The sequence below is a fragment of the Actinoplanes sp. NPDC049316 genome, from assembly GCF_040677315.1.
GTDB lineage: Bacteria > Actinomycetota > Actinomycetes > Mycobacteriales > Micromonosporaceae > Actinoplanes.
In genome coordinates, this window is record NZ_JBFAQM010000022.1 from 129,345 (window position 1) to 146,207 (window position 16,863).

General features: G+C 71.4%; 16 protein-coding genes and 1 tRNA gene. 8 read left to right on the top strand and 9 right to left on the bottom strand.

Features of this window, described 5'->3' with window-relative positions; genetic code table 11:
* Positions 1-110: 110 nt before the first annotated feature.
* Positions 111-749 carry a MarR family transcriptional regulator gene (locus tag AB0K03_RS28410; protein WP_364690659.1) on the top strand — a complete coding sequence of 213 codons (639 nt, stop codon included), beginning with the start codon at positions 111-113 and terminating at the stop codon, positions 747-749.
* A 68-nt stretch (positions 750-817) separates the two neighbouring features.
* Here AB0K03_RS28410 and thrC read toward each other — a convergent pair whose 3' ends face one another.
* The 5 genes from thrC to argS form a co-directional block, all read right to left on the bottom strand.
* Positions 818-1,867, bottom strand: coding sequence for a threonine synthase (gene thrC / locus AB0K03_RS28415; RefSeq protein WP_364690662.1), 1,050 nt, complete (start codon positions 1,865-1,867; stop codon positions 818-820).
* 107 nt (positions 1,868-1,974) lie between these two features.
* On the bottom strand, positions 1,975-2,343 hold the full coding sequence (locus tag AB0K03_RS28420) for a VOC family protein (RefSeq protein WP_364690725.1): 369 nt from the start codon (positions 2,341-2,343) through the stop codon (positions 1,975-1,977).
* Positions 2,344-2,345: 2 nt separating this feature from the next.
* Positions 2,346-3,659, bottom strand: a complete 1,314-nt coding sequence (locus AB0K03_RS28425; protein WP_364690665.1) for a homoserine dehydrogenase — start codon at positions 3,657-3,659, stop codon at positions 2,346-2,348.
* Positions 3,656-5,041, bottom strand: a complete 1,386-nt coding sequence (gene lysA, locus AB0K03_RS28430) for a diaminopimelate decarboxylase (protein WP_364690668.1) — start codon at positions 5,039-5,041, stop codon at positions 3,656-3,658. The genes AB0K03_RS28425 and lysA overlap by 4 nt, the downstream gene beginning before the upstream one ends.
* A 3-nt stretch (positions 5,042-5,044) precedes the next feature.
* Positions 5,045-6,709: an arginine--tRNA ligase gene (argS, locus tag AB0K03_RS28435; protein ID WP_364690671.1), complete on the bottom strand. Its 1,665-nt coding sequence runs from the start codon at positions 6,707-6,709 to the stop codon at positions 5,045-5,047.
* A gap of 97 nt (positions 6,710-6,806) precedes the next feature.
* Between argS and AB0K03_RS28440 the strand changes: the two genes are divergently transcribed.
* From AB0K03_RS28440 to AB0K03_RS28460, 5 genes are all read left to right on the top strand, one after another.
* Complete coding sequence (locus AB0K03_RS28440; RefSeq protein WP_364690674.1) at positions 6,807-7,646, top strand: DUF3105 domain-containing protein; 840 nt, start codon at positions 6,807-6,809, stop codon at positions 7,644-7,646.
* Positions 7,646-8,317, top strand: coding sequence for a DUF305 domain-containing protein (locus tag AB0K03_RS28445; protein ID WP_364690677.1), 672 nt, complete (start codon positions 7,646-7,648; stop codon positions 8,315-8,317). The genes AB0K03_RS28440 and AB0K03_RS28445 overlap by 1 nt, the downstream gene beginning before the upstream one ends.
* A gap of 333 nt (positions 8,318-8,650) precedes the next feature.
* Positions 8,651-8,722, top strand: a tRNA-Arg gene (locus AB0K03_RS28450).
* Positions 8,723-9,395: 673 nt separating this feature from the next.
* Complete coding sequence (locus tag AB0K03_RS28455) at positions 9,396-10,904, top strand: methyl-accepting chemotaxis protein (protein ID WP_364690680.1); 1,509 nt, start codon at positions 9,396-9,398, stop codon at positions 10,902-10,904.
* A gap of 261 nt (positions 10,905-11,165) precedes the next feature.
* On the top strand, positions 11,166-11,507 hold the full coding sequence (locus AB0K03_RS28460; RefSeq protein WP_364690683.1) for a hypothetical protein: 342 nt from the start codon (positions 11,166-11,168) through the stop codon (positions 11,505-11,507).
* Between the two features lie 113 nt (positions 11,508-11,620).
* Here the strand turns inward: AB0K03_RS28460 and AB0K03_RS28465 are convergent, their stop codons facing one another.
* Genes AB0K03_RS28465 through AB0K03_RS28475 form a run of 3 tightly spaced genes read right to left on the bottom strand, consistent with a single transcriptional unit; the run spans position 11,621 to position 12,798 of the window.
* Entirely contained in the window at positions 11,621-11,809 is a 189-nt protein-coding gene (locus AB0K03_RS28465) for a DUF7489 domain-containing protein (RefSeq protein ID WP_364690686.1), read from the bottom strand.
* A complete protein-coding gene (locus tag AB0K03_RS28470; protein ID WP_364690689.1) occupies positions 11,806-12,615 on the bottom strand; it encodes a hypothetical protein in 810 nt (269 codons plus the stop codon). The genes AB0K03_RS28465 and AB0K03_RS28470 overlap by 4 nt, the downstream gene beginning before the upstream one ends.
* A gap of 6 nt (positions 12,616-12,621) precedes the next feature.
* A complete protein-coding gene (locus tag AB0K03_RS28475) occupies positions 12,622-12,798 on the bottom strand; it encodes a hypothetical protein (RefSeq protein ID WP_364690692.1) in 177 nt (58 codons plus the stop codon).
* Positions 12,799-12,943: 145 nt separating this feature from the next.
* On the opposite strand from AB0K03_RS28475, the gene AB0K03_RS28480 reads away from it, so the two are divergent.
* Positions 12,944-13,135, top strand: coding sequence for a hypothetical protein (locus tag AB0K03_RS28480; RefSeq protein WP_364690695.1), 192 nt, complete (start codon positions 12,944-12,946; stop codon positions 13,133-13,135).
* Here the strand turns inward: AB0K03_RS28480 and AB0K03_RS28485 are convergent, their stop codons facing one another.
* Positions 13,136-14,488, bottom strand: coding sequence for a serine/threonine-protein kinase (locus AB0K03_RS28485; protein WP_364690698.1), 1,353 nt, complete (start codon positions 14,486-14,488; stop codon positions 13,136-13,138).
* Positions 14,489-14,667: 179 nt separating this feature from the next.
* Here AB0K03_RS28485 and AB0K03_RS28490 point away from each other — a divergent pair, with 179 nt between their 5' ends.
* Positions 14,668-16,347 (top strand): CocE/NonD family hydrolase, encoded by a 1,680-nt coding sequence (locus AB0K03_RS28490; RefSeq protein WP_364690701.1) that lies wholly within the window; start codon positions 14,668-14,670, stop codon positions 16,345-16,347.
* Positions 16,348-16,863: the final 516 nt, after the last annotated feature.

Consider the following 16,863-nt stretch of genomic DNA (forward strand, 5'->3'; position numbering starts at 1 on the left):
GGCATATAGTTTGCCCGACGCGAACAAATGGTTTTCGCCGGGGCCCGCTGGTAACGTCCCGTCACACGACGGACGCCGACCGGCCACCGGGGCGCAACACAGGAGGTGCGGTGGCCGAGAACGAACGACTCATCGCGGACATCATGCACGCCCAGCAGCAGCTGCAGCACCTGTTCGCGTACGACCGCTCGGACCCGCTCTTCAGCAGCCAGCTGACCATGCCGCAGCTCAAGATCATGCTCCTGCTGCACCGCCTCGGCGACACCTCGGGCCGGGAGCTGGCCGGCCTGCTCGGGGTCAGCCTGGCCACGCTGAGCGGCATGGTGGACCGGCTCGTGACCCATGACCTGGTCACCCGCGCGGAGGATCCACACGATCGCCGCGTCCGGCGGATCCGGCTCAGCGCCACCGGCACGGAGATGATCTCCCGGATCATCACGGCGGGCACGGAGAAGCAGACCCGGCTGCTGCGCAAGCTCACCGACGCCGAACTGCAGACGGTACGCGACGCGATGCAGGCGATGGTCCGCGTCGCCACCGAGGACACGGCCGGCACCGAGGCTCGCGACCTGGCCGGCTGCGCGGCCCGCAACGCGACCGGCGCGGCCACCGAAGCGCCGGCTGCCGAAGCCGTCAACAACGCGGCCACCGAGGTCGTGGAAACGCTCGCCACCGACGTCGTCGACGCCGCGGCCGAGGCGGCGCAGGCAGCCGATTCCGCGGCCCGCAGACGAGCGCGCGGCGCCTGAGCGGCGTCGCGGGCCCCACGGCCGGACGGACAGTCAGGCCAGGTCGAGGGCCCTGCGCGGCCGGACAGTCAGGCCAGGTCGAGGGCCTGCGCGGCGGCGAGGACGTCGTTCTTGATGGTGGTCGGCGACGGCGCGGTGGAGATGGCCCACTCCGGGTCCTTGAGGCCGTGACCGGTGACCGTGCAGACGACCGTCGCGCCGGCCGGGATCATGCCCGCCTCCGCCTGCTGGAGCAGGCCCGCCACGCTGGCCGCGCTGCCCAGCTCGACGAAGACGCCGACCTCACGGGCGAGCAGCCGGTACGCCGTGAGAATCTCCCGGTCCGTCACCGCGGAGATCAGCCCGCCGGAGGCGTCCCGGGCGTCGAGGGCCTTGGTCCAGCTCGCCGGGTTGCCGATGCGGATGGCCGTGGCGATGGTGGACGGCTCCGGCACCACCCTGCCGTTGACGATCGGGGCCGCGCCGGAGGCCTGGAAGCCGTACATCTTCGGCAGGATCTTGGAGTTGCCCGCCTCGTGGTCCTCCTGGTAGCCCATCCAGTACGCGGAGATGTTGCCCGCGTTGCCGACCGGGAGGCAGTGGATGTCGGGGGCGGTGCCGAGCGCCTCGACGATCTCGAAGGCGGCCGTCTTCTGGCCGTGCAGGCGGAAGATGTTCACCGAGTTGACCAGCGACACCGGGAAGTCCTGGGACAGCTTCGAGGCGAGCGCGAGGCAGTCGTCGAAGTTGCCGTTGACCTGCAGCAGCTTGGCGCCGTGGACCAGCGCCTGGGCCAGCTTGCCGAGCGCGATCTTGCCCTGGGGCACGAGCACCGCGCAGGTGATCCCGGCGCGGGCGGCGTACGCGGCAGCCGACGCGCTCGTGTTGCCGGTGGAGGCGCAGATGATCGCCTTGGAGCCCTCCTCCACCGCCTTCGACACGGCCATCGTCATGCCCCGGTCCTTGAAGGAGCCGGTCGGGTTGGCGCCCTCGACCTTGAGGTAGACGTCGGCGCCGGTGCGCCGGGAGAGCACCGGGGCGGGCAGGAGCGGCGTGTTGCCCTCGTGCAGCGTGACCACCGGCGTGGTCTCCGAGACCGGGAGCCGGTCACGGTACGCCTCGATCAATCCCCGCCACATGGTCTTTTCCTCTCGCTGGCTGGCTTTGCGTCGCTTTGGCCTTCTGTTTTCCGCTGCGGGCGAGCTCAGCATGCACTAGCCTGCCGAATGGCGAGACCAGGCATCCACTATGCGGGACCGTGGGACACGGCCTCGACGTTGTTGCCGTCCGGGTCGCGCACGAAGGCGCCGTAGTAGTTCTCGTGGTATTCCGGGTGCACGGCCGGCTCGTGCAGCACCTCGGCGCCCGCCTCGACGGCGGCGGCGAAGAACGCGTCGACGGTCGCCCGGTCCGCCGCCTTGAACGCGATGTGCGACTCGCGGAAGCCGTCACCCGAGTTGAACTCGCTGATCCAGAAGTCCGGGAAGTCGCCGCCGTACCCGATGGCGACCGTGTGGTCGCTGAGCCGGCGCAGGCCCAGCGGCGCGAGCACGGTGTCGTAGAAGGCCGCGCTCGCGGCCATGTCCGAGCACTGGAAACCGACGTGGTCGAGCATGGTCACACGCCTCCCTCGACGCGCAGCACGCTGGCGATCGAACGGACGATGTCCAGCGAGCGCAGATCCTCCACGGTGGCCGCGAGGTTGGCGTCGGGCGCGCCGTGCGTGACGATGACGAGCGTCGCGTCCTCGTCCCGGCCGGACTGCCGGACCGTCGCGATCGAGACCTCGTGCTTGGCGAAGACGCCGGCGACCGTGGCGAGCACGCCCTGCCGGTCGGCCACGTCCAGGCTGATGTGGTAGCGGGTGACGGCCTCGCCGATGGGACGGATCGGCAGGTGGGCGTACGCGCTCTCGCTCGGCGCGCGGGTGCCGGCGAGGCGGTTGCGCGCCGCCGCGACGATGTCACCCAGCACCGCGCTGGCGGTGGGCGTACCCCCGGCTCCCCGGCCGTAGAACATCAGCTGCCCCGCGGCCTCGGCCTCGACGAACACCGCGTTGAACGCGTCGCCCACGCTGGCCAGCGGGTGGCTGCGCGGGATCATCGCGGGGTGCACCCGCACGCTGACCGACTCCTGGCCGGTCGAGTCCGGGCCGCGCTCGGCGATGCAGAGCAGCTTGATCGTGCAGCCCATCTCCTTGGCGCTGGCCACGTCGGCGGCCGTCACGCCGGTCATGCCCTCGCGGAACACGTCGGCGGCGGTCACCCGGGTGTGGAACGCCAGCGAGCCCAGGATCGCGGCCTTCGCGGCGGCGTCGAAGCCCTCCACGTCCGCGGTCGGGTCGGCTTCGGCGTACCCGAGCTCGGTGGCCTCCTCCAGCGCCTCGCCGAAGCCGGCCCCGGTGGCGTCCATCGACGACAGGATGAAGTTGGTCGTGCCGTTGACAATGCCGGTGACCCGCGTGACGCGGTCGCCGTGCAGCGACTCGCGCAGCGGACGCAGCAACGGGATCGCCCCCGCGACGGAGGCCTCGTAGTAGAGGTCGGCGTCGCCCTGGGTGGCGGCGTCGTGCAGCGTCGCGCCGTCCTCGGCGAGCAGCGCCTTGTTGGCGGTCACGACGCTCTTGCCGGCGCCGAGCGCCTCGGTCAGCCAGGTGCGGGCGGGCTCGATGCCGCCCACGACCTCGATCACCACGTCGACGTCGTCGCGCTTGATCAGGCCCAGCGCGTCCGTGGTGAACAGGCCCGGATCGACCGGCAGGTCGCCGCGCTGCCGGCCCGGCCGGCGCACGGCGATGCCCACCAGCTCCAGCGGCGCCCCGATCCGCGCCGTCAGGTCCTCGGCCTGATCGTGGAGCAGGCGTACGACCTCACTGCCGACCGTGCCGCAGCCGAGCAGGGCCAGGCGAACCGCAGGCTTCCCAGAACTCATCCCACATCCAATGCGAGCAGATCTTCTTCGGTCTCCCGGCGGACGATCACCCGCGAGACGCCGTCGCGGACGGCGACGACCGGCGGCCGGGGCACGTGGTTGTAGTTGCTGGCCATGCTGCGGCAGTACGCCCCCGTGCCGGGTACGGCGAGAAGATCTCCGGGCTGCACGTCGGCGGGCAGGAATTCATCCTTCACGACGATGTCCCCGGACTCACAATGCTTTCCCACGACGCGGGCGAGCATCGGGGGTGCCGCCGAGGCCCGGCCGGCGACCGTGGCCGAATAAGACGCGTCGTAGAGCGCCGTACGGATGTTGTCGCTCATCCCGCCGTCGACGCTCACGTACGTGCGGATGCCGTCGACGTTCTTGACCGTGCCGACCTCGTACAGGGTGAGCACGGCCGGTCCCACGACGGCCCGGCCCGGCTCGATCGAGAGCCGCGGCCGGCGCAGCTGCTCGGCGGCGCACTCGGCGTCGACGATCTTGTTGATCCGCTTGGCGAGGTCGCCGGCGGGCGAGGGGTCGTCCTGGGTCGTGTACGCGATGCCGAAGCCACCGCCGAGGTCCAGCTCGGCCAGCTCGACCCCGCGCGCGTCCCGGATCTGCGCCTGCAGCTGCAGCACGCGCCGGGCGGAGACCTCGAACCCGGAGGTGTCGAAGATCTGCGAGCCGATGTGCGAGTGCAGGCCGCGCAGGTCGAGCACGTCCTCGTCGAGCACGCGCACCGCCGCCTCGAACGCCGCCCCGCCGGCCAGCGAGAAGCCGAACTTCTGGTCCTCGTGCGCGGTCGCGATGAACTCGTGGGTGTGCGCCTCCACGCCCACCGTCACCCGGATCAGCACGGCCGGGCGCTTGCCGGCCTCCCGGGCGAGCGCGGTGAGCCGGTCGATCTCCTGGAACGAGTCCAGGATGATCCGCCCCACCCCGGCGTCCAGCGCCCGGCGCAGCTCGGACACCGACTTGTTGTTGCCGTGGAAGCCCATCCGCTCGGGCGGGAAGCCGGCGGCCAGCGCGACCGCGAGCTCGCCGCCGGAGCACACGTCGAGGAAGAGCCCCTCCTCGTCGATCACCTTGACGACGGCCTTGCAGAGGAAGGACTTGCCCGCGTAGTAGACGTCCGCGTCCGCGAAGGCGGCCTGGAAATCGCGGCACCGGGCCCGTAGATCGTCCTCGTCCAGCAGGTACGCCGGGGTGCCGTGCTCGGCCGCCAGGTCCAGGACACTCACGCCGCCGATCTCCAGCGCGCCCGTTTCTCCCCGGCTGACCGTACGCGGCCAGAGCTGCGGCACGAGCGCGTTCACGTCCTCCGGGCTACGCAGCCACGCCGGCCCGCGGTTGCCGAGGTCGCCGTGCAGTGCCCCGGCCTCATGTGCGCGCATGCCCTACATCCTCTCGGGCGCACTGACGCCCAGCAGTCCCAAACCGTTCGCGATCACCGTTCGAGTGGCGTCGTTCAGCCACAAGCGCGCCCGGTGCAAGTCTGTGATCTCCTCATCGCCCATCGGCGTCACCCGGCACTTGTCGAAGAAGCGGTGGTAGTCGCCCGCCAGCTCCTCCAGATAACGGGCCACCCGGTGCGGCTCTCGCAGCTCGGCGGCGCTGCCCACGACAGCGGGGTATTCACCGATGGCCTTGAGCAGGTCGTTCTCCCGCTCGTGGGTGAGCAGCTCGGGCCGGAAGCCGCCGGGCTCGCCGCGGGTCAGCCCGACCGCCGCCGCCTGCCGGGCCACGCTGGCCGAGCGCGCTGCGACATATTGGACGTAGTAGACGGGGTTGTCGCTCTTCGCACGCGTCCACAGGTCGATGTCGATGTCGATCGGGGAATCCGACGAATAGCGGGCCAGCGCGTATCGGGTCGCGTCCACGCCGAGGGCGTCGACGAAGTCCTCGAGGGTGATGACCGTGCCGGCGCGCTTGCTCATCCGCAGCGGCTCGCCGTCGCGCACCAGGTTGACCAGCTGGCCGATGAGGATCTCCAGGGTGGCCGCCGGGTCGTCGCCGAAGCACGCGGCCATCGCCTTCATCCGGCCGATGTAGCCGTGGTGGTCGGCACCCAGCATGATCACGACCTTGTCGAACCCACGCTTGCGCTTGTCCAGGTAATACGCGCAGTCCGCCGCGAAATACGTCCAGTCGCCGTCGGACTTTCGCAGCACGCGGTCCTTGTCGTCGCCGAAGTCGGTGGTGCGCAGCCAGGTGGCGCCGTCGGCTTCGAAGACGTGCCCCTGCTCGCGCAGCCGGTCCAGTGCCTCCTGCAGCTCACCGCGGTCGTGCAGGTCCTTCTCGTTGAAGTACGTGTCGAAGCGCACCCCGAAGTCGGCCAACGACTGCTTGATCTCGGCGAACATCAACTCGACGCCGATGCGCCGGAACGTCTCGAGCGCCTGCGGCTCGGCCTCCTCCAGCACGCCGGGGGCCTGCCCGAGCACCGCCTGCGCGATCTCGGCGATGTACGCGCCGCCGTACCCGTCCTCCGGAGCGGGCTCGCCCTTGGCGGCCGCGTACAGGGAGCGGGCGAACCGGTCGATCTGCGAACCGGCGTCGTTGAAGTAATACTCCGTGCCGACGTCGGCGCCGGCGGCCCGCAGCAGCCGGGACAGCGCGTCACCGACCGCGGCCCACCGGACACCACCGATGTGTACGGGGCCCGTGGGGTTGGCCGAGACGAACTCCAGGTTGATGCGCTGACCGGCGAGGCGGTCGGTGTGGCCGTACTCCGCGCCGGCCAGCACCACGTCGCGCGCCAGCACACCGGCGGCCGCCGCGTCCAGGCGGATGTTGAGGAAACCCGGGCCGGCGATCTCCACCGACTTGATCCCGGGCCGGCTGCTCAGCTCCTCGGCCAGCGCCGCCGCCAGCTCGCGCGGGGGCACGCCGGCCTTCTTGCCGAGCTGCATGGCCATCGTCGAGGCGTAGTCGCCGTGCTCGGGGTTGCGGGGCCGCTCCACCGTCGTCGTCTCGGGAAGCAGGGAGACGTCCAGGCCGCGGGTGACGAATACGGCACGCGCAGCTGTGAGAACAGTGGAAGCGAGGTCAGCGGGAGTCACTGAGCCATGCTATCCGGGTAGACTTTGGCGCCCGGCGGCGTACCGGGGCGCCGCGTGCGGGCCTGGGCCGACCATTCAGACGAATTGACGAGGCACGATGAGCATGAGCACCCCGGGGCCCGAGCGGGTCCCGTCCACCGTCAAGGTCGACAAGACCTCCGGCCAGGGCAAACCACCCGCCGGGAAGTCGGGTGCCAAGCCCGGCGGGGCATCGGGCGGCAAGCCCGGCAACCGCCCCGGCGGCAAAGGCCCGCAGGGTAAGGGCGGCGGCAAGGGTCGCAAGCCGGTCACACCGGTCAAGGTCAGCGGCGGCCGCAACTGGGGCCCGATCCTCGTCGCCGGCGTCGTGGTGCTCATCGCCGTCGGCATCATCGGGTACGGCGTCTTCGCGTCGGTGAAGGGCACCGAGTCCTGGGAGGACAAGGCCGCCGGCATCGAGGGCATCGTCAACTACCGCGAGCAGAAGAACCCGCAGATCGACGCCCGGGACCACAAGGACGGCGTGCTCACGTACGTCACCAACCCGCCGGTCGGCGGCGCGCACAACGCGCAGTGGCAGAACTGCATGGGCGACGTCTACACCGAGCCCATCGCCAACGAGCACGCCGTGCACAGCCTCGAGCACGGCGCCGTCTGGGTCACGTACAAGCAGGGCCTCGCCGCCGACCAGGTCGACAAGCTCAAGTCGAAGGTCGAGGGCAAGGACTTCATGATGCTGAGCCCGGTCGCCAACCTCGACAAGAACATCTCGCTGCAGGCGTGGGGCTACCAGCTCAAGGTCGACAACGCCGACGACAAGCGCATCGACGAGTTCATCAAGGACCTGCGGGTGAACGCGACGCAGGAGCCCAACGCGGCCTGCTCCGGCGGCAACACCGCCACCGGCCCGGTCACCGGGGCGTCCAACGGCACGAGCATGGACCAGCAGGGCAACTGATGACCGTCTCCACCGACGCCGGGGCCGCGGACCACGACACCACCGCGGCCGACGGCACCACCCCGGCCGGCGCCCGCCGGTTCGGGGCGGGCTGGATCGCCCTCGCGCTCATCCTCGGCCTGCTCCTGGGCGGCGCCGCGGGCTTCCTCGGCGCGCGCAGCTTCGGCACCCCGGGCGACGACTCGGCCGAAGCCGGCTTCCTGCGCGACATGAGCACACACCACGCCCAGGCGGTGGAGATGTCCATGATCGCTCACGCCAACTCCACGAACCCGCAGGTCGTCACGCTGGCCAACGACATCGCCCTCACCCAGCAGGGCCAGATCGCCACCATGCAGGCCTGGCTGCGCGACTGGAACCTCAGCCCGACCGGCACCGCCCAGCCGATGGCATGGATGCCCGGCTCCGAGGGTTCCGTCCGCAACGGCCTCATGCCGGGCATGGCGACCCCGGACCAGCTCGCGGCCCTGCGCAAGGCCACCGGCAAGGACCTCGACGTCCAGTTCCTCACGCTGATGCGCCAGCACCACGTGGGCGGCATCCACATGGCGCAGGAAATCCTCGACATGTCCGACAACGAGGACGTGCGCTGGATCGCGGACTCGATGGTGAAGGGCCAGCAGGGCGAGATCAACCTGATCGACTCGATGCTCCAGCAGCTCCAACGCTGACCGCCGCCCGCGGGCCGCGGGGCCGGGCTTCGACCGGCCCGGGTTTGAGCCGGGCCGCGCTTGGACCGGGCCGCGCCTGGACCGGGCCGCGCCTGGACCGGACCGCGCCTGGACCGGACCGCGCCTGGACCGGACCGCGCCTGGACCGGCTTTGGGCCGGGCCGGCGCTTTGGGCCGGGCCGGCGCTTTGGGCCGGGCCGGGGGCGGGGCGGCGGCCCCTGAGCCGCCGGGCGCCGCACCGGGTGGCGTCCGGCTGTCGCGGCCGGGCGGGCGGCGCGCCGGGGAACCGGTTGGCGGGGGTTCCGGACGGCCTGCTAGAGTTTCACCCGCTGAGCCCCCGTAGCTCAGGGGATAGAGCGTCGCCCTCCGGAGGCGAAAGCGCAGGTTCGAATCCTGCCGGGGGCACGAGTCCATGGCCGCCATGTGTTCGCTGGAAAGCGCGAACCTGGTGGCCTCGTCATTTCTGCCTGGGGTTCGAACCCCAGACCCCACGCCGTGGGGCTCCGCCCCCGGACCCCCGGTCGGTTCGTGGCTTGCGGTTGGCGAGACGGTTGCGGCCGTTGTGCGAGACAGTTGCGGCCGTTGTGCGAGACAGTTGCGGCCGTTGTGCGAGACGGTTGCGGCCGTTCTGACTGCTGGGCATCGCTGGGATCGCACCACGCACCGGCTCGCCCCGCTGTGCCGCACGACGTTCGTCGCCGCCTCCCGGATCCGGCCGCTCTTCCCGCCTCGCGGTTGGTCCACGCATCACCGCCTCCCTCCCGCCGGGCCCGATCGTCCGTCCTGCCGGGTCTGAGACGTCCCAGTCGCCCCGCGAACACGTACCAGCAAACGGCTCAGCGGCCTGCCGGCCTGCCGGTCTGCACCGTCGGCGCCGGCCCTCATCGCCGGCCTCCGCGCCTGGGTGAGGTGCGGGCAGGTCACCCGGCTCGGACGATGCGATCGGGGCGGCAGCGTTCTCCGGCGAGGGCATTCCTCTCAGGTTTCGGCGCTGTTCGGCGAAAGAGTGACTACGGACACGTCGAACCGGAGGCTGGCACCCATGCGCAAGGGACGCGTTTCGATTGCAGTGAAGCTCATGGCCGTGGCCGTGGTGGCGGTCCTAGGGGTCCTCGTGCTGGCCTTCGCCCGGATCTCCGACATCCGGCCCGCCGAGATGGAGGCGCGGCAGACCAAGACGCGCAACCTCGTGGAGGCCGCGTACTCGGTGGTGGCCGGCTACCAGCAGCTTGAGGCGAACGGGACGATGACCCGCGACGAGGCTCAGGCGGCGGCCAAGGCCGCGATCAAAAGCATGCGGTACGACAAGGCCGAGTACTTCTGGATCAACGACATGACCCCCACCATGGTCATGCACCCGACCAAGCCCGAGCTGGACGGTACGAATCTGTCCCAGAACGCCGATCCGAACGGCAAGCTGCTGTTCGTCGAGTTCGTCAAGACTGTTCGCGCGGACGGCTCCGGGTTCGTCAGCTATCTGTGGCCGAAGCCGAACCACCGCGACCCCGTGCCGAAATTGTCCTACGTGTCCGGCTTCCAGCCGTGGGGATGGGTGATCGGCAGCGGCATCTACATCGACGACGTCGACGTGATCGTGGCGGAGAAGCGCAACGAGGTCCTGCTGCAGACCGGCATCGTGCTCGCTCTGCTGCTGGTGGGCCTGGGCGCGGTCAGCGTCTCCATCTCCCGTCCGGTGCGCCGGCTGACCGGCACGCTGGCTCGGCTGGCCGACGGTGAGACCGACGTCGACCTGCCGCCGGCCGGCCACGACGAGGTCGGCCGGATGGCCGCCGCGGTGCACACCCTGCACAAGAACCTCAAGGCCAAGCAGGCCCTGGAACAGCAGAACGCGGAACTGCAGGAGCAGGCGGCAGAGGACCAGCGGCAGGCGGCAGTGGAACTCGCCGGCCGGGTGGAGGTCGTAGTGCGCACGGTGCACGACCGCATCACCGACGCGGTGGCTGGCATGCAGCAGGCCGCCACCGAGCTCACCTCGACCACCGGGGATCTGAGCACCGCCGTCGACGACATCTCCGGCCAGGCGGCCGAGTCCACCGGCACGGCCGCCCGGGCCGCCGAGGAGGCCAACCAGGTCAGTGACACCGTCATCGGGCTGACCACGGCCGCCGAGACGATCGGCGGAGTGATCGAGGTGATCCGCAGCGTCGCGGCGCAGACGAACCTGCTCGCGCTCAACGCGACCATCGAGGCGGCGCGCGCCGGTGAGATGGGCAAGGGCTTCGCCGTCGTCGCGAACGAGGTCAAGGAACTGGCGCAGCAGAGCGCAGCGGCCACCGACCAGATCGCCGCCGAGGTGGAGGCTATCCAGGCGACGTCGCACGACGCGGCCACCGTGATGGCCCGGATGGCCGAGACCGTACGGTCGCTCGGCGCCGCCACCGACCACGTCGCGTCAGCGATCGCCGGCGGCGACGGCTCGCAGAGCAGCGTCCGCGAGACCGCGTACCGGACCGGGTCCGTGGCGGCCCGCATCCAGCACGTGTCGGACCAGCTGACCCAGGAGGCGGACCGGATCAGCACGGAGTTCGCCGCGCTCATCGAGCAGATGGTGGACGCCCCTCGGTGAAGCCGCCTTCGGCGGTACGCGCCACCGAATACCGACGACGGCGAATGACGGGGGCATCGTCCGCTACGTAGCTCGGAGCCCGAGTCCCCTCGCTGGGAATACCAGCACGGCTACCGTCCGCCGTTCTCAGCAGGCGGCGGGCTTGATTAGCTGTTACGGTCCCGGCACGGCGCCCCGGGAGAGTCCGGGGCCTAGCTGGGAGGTCTTGGATAGATGCGACGTTTCGCGACATGGACTGCGGCGCTTGCGGGGGTGTCCGCGGTGGTGCTCGGGGCAACGGCGATGCCCGCCGCCGCAGCGACCAACGACGTGGTACTCACGCGTAACGGCGAGTGGAAGGCCTACGCCTACCTCGACATGTCGGCACGGAAGGCCTGCGTGCGGGTCTACAACTCCGGGTCGAGCGCCTACGCCGGGGTGCACTACGAGGCCTGGGACAACGGTGCGGACGCGCAGGCATGGGACTACGGGGGCGACACCGCGAAGAGCTGCGTCTCGATCCCGGGCAGCTACACGCGGGGCGAGAAGGTCAACGTCTACCTCAGCTTCACCGGCAGCAGCTGGAGCGACTACCGCTACGTCACCGGCATGACGCTTCAGTAGGACCGACGCGATGGCGGTGGGGCGTCGTCGCTCCGGGTGCCCCACCCCATGAACCACCCCGGCGCCCCATGCCCCGACCTCGGGACCGAGGATCAGGGGCGCGGGTCGTCCCATCAGGACCGCGCCGAGGCCTTGGTCAGTGTGTCGCCCACGGTGACGGCGACCCACAGGTCACGGCTGACGCGAATCTTGGTGATGCTGCCGTCGTCCAACCTGATCGTCAGGCGCCGGTACAGGGACGAGCCGTCCAGCAGGCCGCGCGATTTCTTGATCACGGTGCCCTCCCAGGCGTCCTTCGTCATGACGGGATCCTCTCTCCGGGCGTGGCCGGTGCGGGGCGGCGCCGGTCCAGAAGCACGAGCAGAATCGCGGTGGCCCCACCCCAGGCGAGCTGCACGGCCACGTCCGGGGCACCACGCGGTGCGGCGACAGCGATCGCTCCGAACGCGGTGTGCGCCAGGAGCGCTCCCCCGAGGGCGGCGAGCTGGTGCCGCGGTGTCCAGCCGGGCGCGGCCGACCAGCGCCGGAGGGCCAGGCCGGCCGACCCCGCGACGACAGCCGCGACCAGCATCGGGACCAGCACCCACAGCCCGTCGGTGAACGCCGGCTGCCGAGCCCCGGCGAACGGGTAGAGCAACCCCAGATACGCCGGCACCGCGGCCGCGCACCCGGATCCGACGAGGGCCGGCCGAGGCGGCTCGGCGCCGGGCCGTCTCGAAGAAGACGGCAACCGTACGGCGCACACCGCCAGCCCGACGATGAACAGGACGAGGACGGCCACCGCGGGCACCGGAAGCGTGTATCCGGGATCCTCGGACGGCGGCACGGAGACCCGCAGCAGCCCGACGCCGAGAACAGCCACGATCGAGGTGCCGGCCAGGCCGCCCCGGCGCAGGAAGGGCCTCCGCCGCAAAGCCGGGAAGATCCGTTCCACGAGCGCGATGGGGATCGCCACGCTGAAGACGGCGTGGTACAGCAGGTTCAGCTCCGCGTACGCGCTGTTGATCCCGAAGGGCCGGGGCGCCCAGCCGGCCGCGCCGTACAGGTGAGGGCTGGTCAGGCTCTGCAGGGCGAGGACGACCAGCGTCAGAGCGGCCCGGCGCCGCACAGAGCGTCAGCGACGTACCTGGCCGGGGTTCCGGTCGGGCTCGCTCCACGCAGCCACCCCGGGGGCGAGCACACCCCAGAACACCATGCCGAGCGCGGCCACCCATGCCCACCAGGGAATCACCGACTGCGGGCCGACGAGGTTGCTGATCCATCGGTACGCGACATCGAGATAGGCGTCCATGCTTGCCTCCTCGTGCTGACTGATGGCTCCCTTTATCGGCAGAACCGCCCCGACTCTGAGGGTTTCGCGGAGGTGATCTGAGGCGTGCCGGCCGCCGGAGCGGGTAAGCGGTGGGTGACAGATCAACGCCAGATCGGGAGGCAGCATGGCTACCGAGCAGTTCCAGACCCAGGCGGCCGAGGGCGACAGGGACCGGCGTTTCCACGGCGGCGCGCCCGCCCACCTCGACGACGACGAGCTGGCGCGCCGGACCGAAGCCGAGCGAGTCGCGGCCGGGCTCGAGCCGTACGACCCGAACGAGGTGCCGCCGGCCACCGGCGAGGAGCCGGAGCTCTGATCAGGCGGGCCGGTTGACCAGCGCCGGGGTGCCGGAGACGCAGGTCACCGTCAACCGGATCCGGTTCGTGGCGTGCCCGTTCGTGGCGTGCCCGTTCGTGACGTTCCCGCTCTTGGCGTGCTCGAAGACGACGATCGCCGCGAGCGCGGGTCCGGCGTTCACGCGCTGAACCTCGTACGGGCTCGCGGGCTCCCACGACACGAGCTGCGCCCGGCGGCCCTCCACGCACCGTGCCGTGACGCTGCCACCGGCTGACGTGAACGTCCGCCCCTGCGGCGCCGGCTCCGGGCTGAACTCGGGATGAACCGTCGTCCTTTTCCTCGCCGATGCCCTGGTCGCCGGCGTGGACCCGGGCGATCCGGGATCCACCTCGACGGGAGCCACGGCCGGCCGCGATTGGGCCGGTGCAGCCGGTGGCATGACCGCCGCAGGAGCGTGGGGCGTACGCAGCACCATCCAGACATGCCCGACGATCGCCACGGCCGCCGCGACACCGCCTGCGAGCAGCAGCGTGCGGTAGCGGATCGCCCGCGGCTTCGCCCGCTCCCCGCCGGTGGCCAGGACCTCCGCCGCCTCCGCCGCGCTGGGCCGCTCGGCGGGATCCTTACGCAGGCAGCGGTTGATCAGATCGGTGACGGCCCAGGGCACTCCGGGGAGCTGCGGCAGCGGGACGGGCTCGACGGACACGTGAGCGGTGAGCATCTGGGTCGTACTGTCGACCGTCCACGGCGACTCCCCGGCGAGCAGCCGGTAGAGGAGCACGCCGAGCGCGTACACGTCGGAGGCCGGCTCGACCGCCCCGCCGACCACCCGCTCCGGCGCGAGATACGCGGGGGTGCCGAGCAACTCGTCGTCCGGCTCGACCGGCCCGACGGTCGCGGCCAGCCCGAAGTCGACGACCTTCGCACCGGCCGGCGTGACCATGACGTTGCCCGGCTTGACGTCCCGGTGCACCAGGCCGTCGGCGTGGGCGGCCGCGAGCGCGGCCGCCACCTGCGCGCCGATCCGGAAGATCTCGTGCGGCTCCAGCAAGCCGTTTCGCACCCGCTGCTGCAGGGTGATGCCGTGGACGAGCTCCATGACCACGTACGGGGTGAGCCGCCCGCCGTCGAGGGCCTCGCCGTAGTCGTAGATCTGCGCGACGTTGGGGTGCGAGAGCGTCGCGGCGGCTCGCGCCTCGTCCCGGATGCGGGCGCGGGACTGCGCGTCCCCGGCGTACCGTCCGGCCAGAAGTTTGACGGCGACCTGCCGGCCGAGGACCTCGTCGCGGGCGCGCCAGACCACCGCCATTCCTCCGGTGCCCAGGACGTCCAGCAATGTGTAGCGACCACCGAGCACCCGCTGCGCCTCCACGGCGAGCCAGTCTGCCCGCCCCGGCGCGCCGCGCCCAGAGAGATCACCGGAGTCACGGAGAATTTGAGTACACAGATCGCTCAAATCGGAAAGTGATCACGTCTTCACCGAGGGCTACTTGCTCTCCGCGCCGCGTCCACCAGAATGGATCTTCCGCGACGGCCCCTGGGAGGCGCCCGATGAACTCACCGCTCGGACGTCTGCTCCACCTGCCGCCGCCACGCACCCGCTACTCGGTGGAGGCCGACGTGCGCATCCCGATGCGCGACGGTGTCGAGCTGCGGGCAACCCACTATGCGCCCCGAGACGGGGCACGCGGAACGGTTCTGATCCGCACACCGTACGGTCGCGGCCTGCCGGCCTCGCTCCTGCAGGGCCGCATGCTCGCGGCGCGCGGTTACCACGTCGTTGTGGCGAGCGTACGGGGCACCTTCGGCTCGGGCGGCACGTTCGTCCCCATGGCGCAGGAGACCGCCGACGGGCAGGACACCGTGGCGTGGCTGCGTACCCGGGAATGGTTCGACGGCCGGCTCGCCACGCTCGGCGCCTCGTACCTCGGCTGGACCCAGTGGACACTCCTGCTCGACCCACCGCCGGAGCTCAAGATGGCGGTGATCGCGGTGGGCCCCCACGACTTCCGAGACGCGGTCTTCGGCACGGGCGCCTTCACCCTCGGCGACTTCCTCAGCTGGAGTCATCAGATCACCGGCCAGGAGCACCGCGGCCTCAACCGGATCCGCCACCTCACCACCGCCCGCCGACGCGTACGGCCGGGACTGCAGGGGCTACCCCTCGCCGACGCCGCGGAACCCGTGCTGCAGGGCCGCGCGCCGTGGTACCGCGAATGGCTGTCGCACCCGGAGGACTCGGATCCGTTCTGGGACGCGTACCGGGCGGGTCCGGCGCTGGAGCGGGTCGCGGTACCGGTGCTGCTGATCAGCGGCTGGCAGGACCTGTTCCTCGACCAGACGCTCACCCAGTACGAAACCCTCCGGGCCCGGGGAGCGGACGTGTCGCTCCTGATCGGACCGTGGACGCATTTCGGGGTCGCGACGAAGGGCGCCACGCGTACGGAACCGGCCACGCTCGCGTGGCTCGACCACTACGTGGCCGGCTCGGCATCATCGGGCCCGGCCGGAACGGCATCATCGGGCCTGGCCGGGACGGCACCATCGGGCCTGGCCGGGACGGCACCATCGGGCCTGGCCGGGACGGTCAGCGTCTTCCGCACCGGCGAGGAGAAATGGCACGACCTGCCACAGTGGCCGCCCGCGACGCGGCCGCGAACCTTCACGCTGACCGCGGACGGCACCCTCACCTCGGCGAAGTCCGCACCACCCGGCGCCGTGATCTTCCGCTACGACCCGCAAGACCCGACACCCTCGGTAGGAGGCCGGGTCCTCTCGGGCACCATGGGCGTACGCGACAACCGCAAACTCGAATCCCGCGGCGACGTCGTCACCTTCACCGCCCCGGCGTTCACCACGGACCTCGACCTGGCGGGCACCCCGGCCCTGGAGATCGACATCTCGGTCGACAACCCGTACGCGGACGTCTTCGCCCGCCTCTGCGACGTCGACCCGTCGGGCCGCTCCCACAACTTCTCGGACGCACTGCTCCGCCTGGACCCGTCGGTCCCGCCCGGCGTGGTGCAGCGGCTCACGCTGCGGCTGGACCCGTGCTTCCATCGGGTCAGGGCGGGCCACCGGCTGCGGCTGCAGGTGTCGGGCGGGGCGCACCCCCGATTCGCACGGAACCTGGGAACGGACGGCAAGCCGGAGAACGGCGCAGAGCTGGCGCCGTCGGTTCACACAATCCACTGCGGACAGTCACGATTGATCGTCCCGACAACCGCATGACCGACGACCGACGAGCCGAGCGGCCGAGCGGCCGAACAGCCGACGAGCCGCGCGGCCTCAAGCAGCTTGCAGCCTGCAAGCCACGTCTGCGGCTCCGGAGCAGCCCGAGCAACGCGCGGCCCGGAAGAAACAACCCCCGGCCGGAGGCAACGACCCCTGGCCGGAGGCAACAACCCGCGGCCCGAAGCGCGCCTGCGGCCCGAAGCACCCCTACACCGGCCCGGCGGCCGACCGCAGGGCCCGGCCGCAGGGCCCGACCGTAGGCCGTAGGCCGCCCGGGGTGGAGGCCCCGACGCAGGCACCCCGGACGCAGACTGCCGCTCAACCGGCGGACCCGGCGGACCCGGCGGACCCGGCGGACCCGGCGGGGCGCCGGTGCTGGCGGGGCGCCGGTGCTGGCGGGGCGCCGGTGCTGGCGGGGCGCCGGTGCTGGCGGGGCGCCGGTGCTGGCGGGCCGGTGCTGGCGGGCGCTGCGGATCCTCTCGGAGTTCGTCGAGGGCTTCGACACCCTCGCCG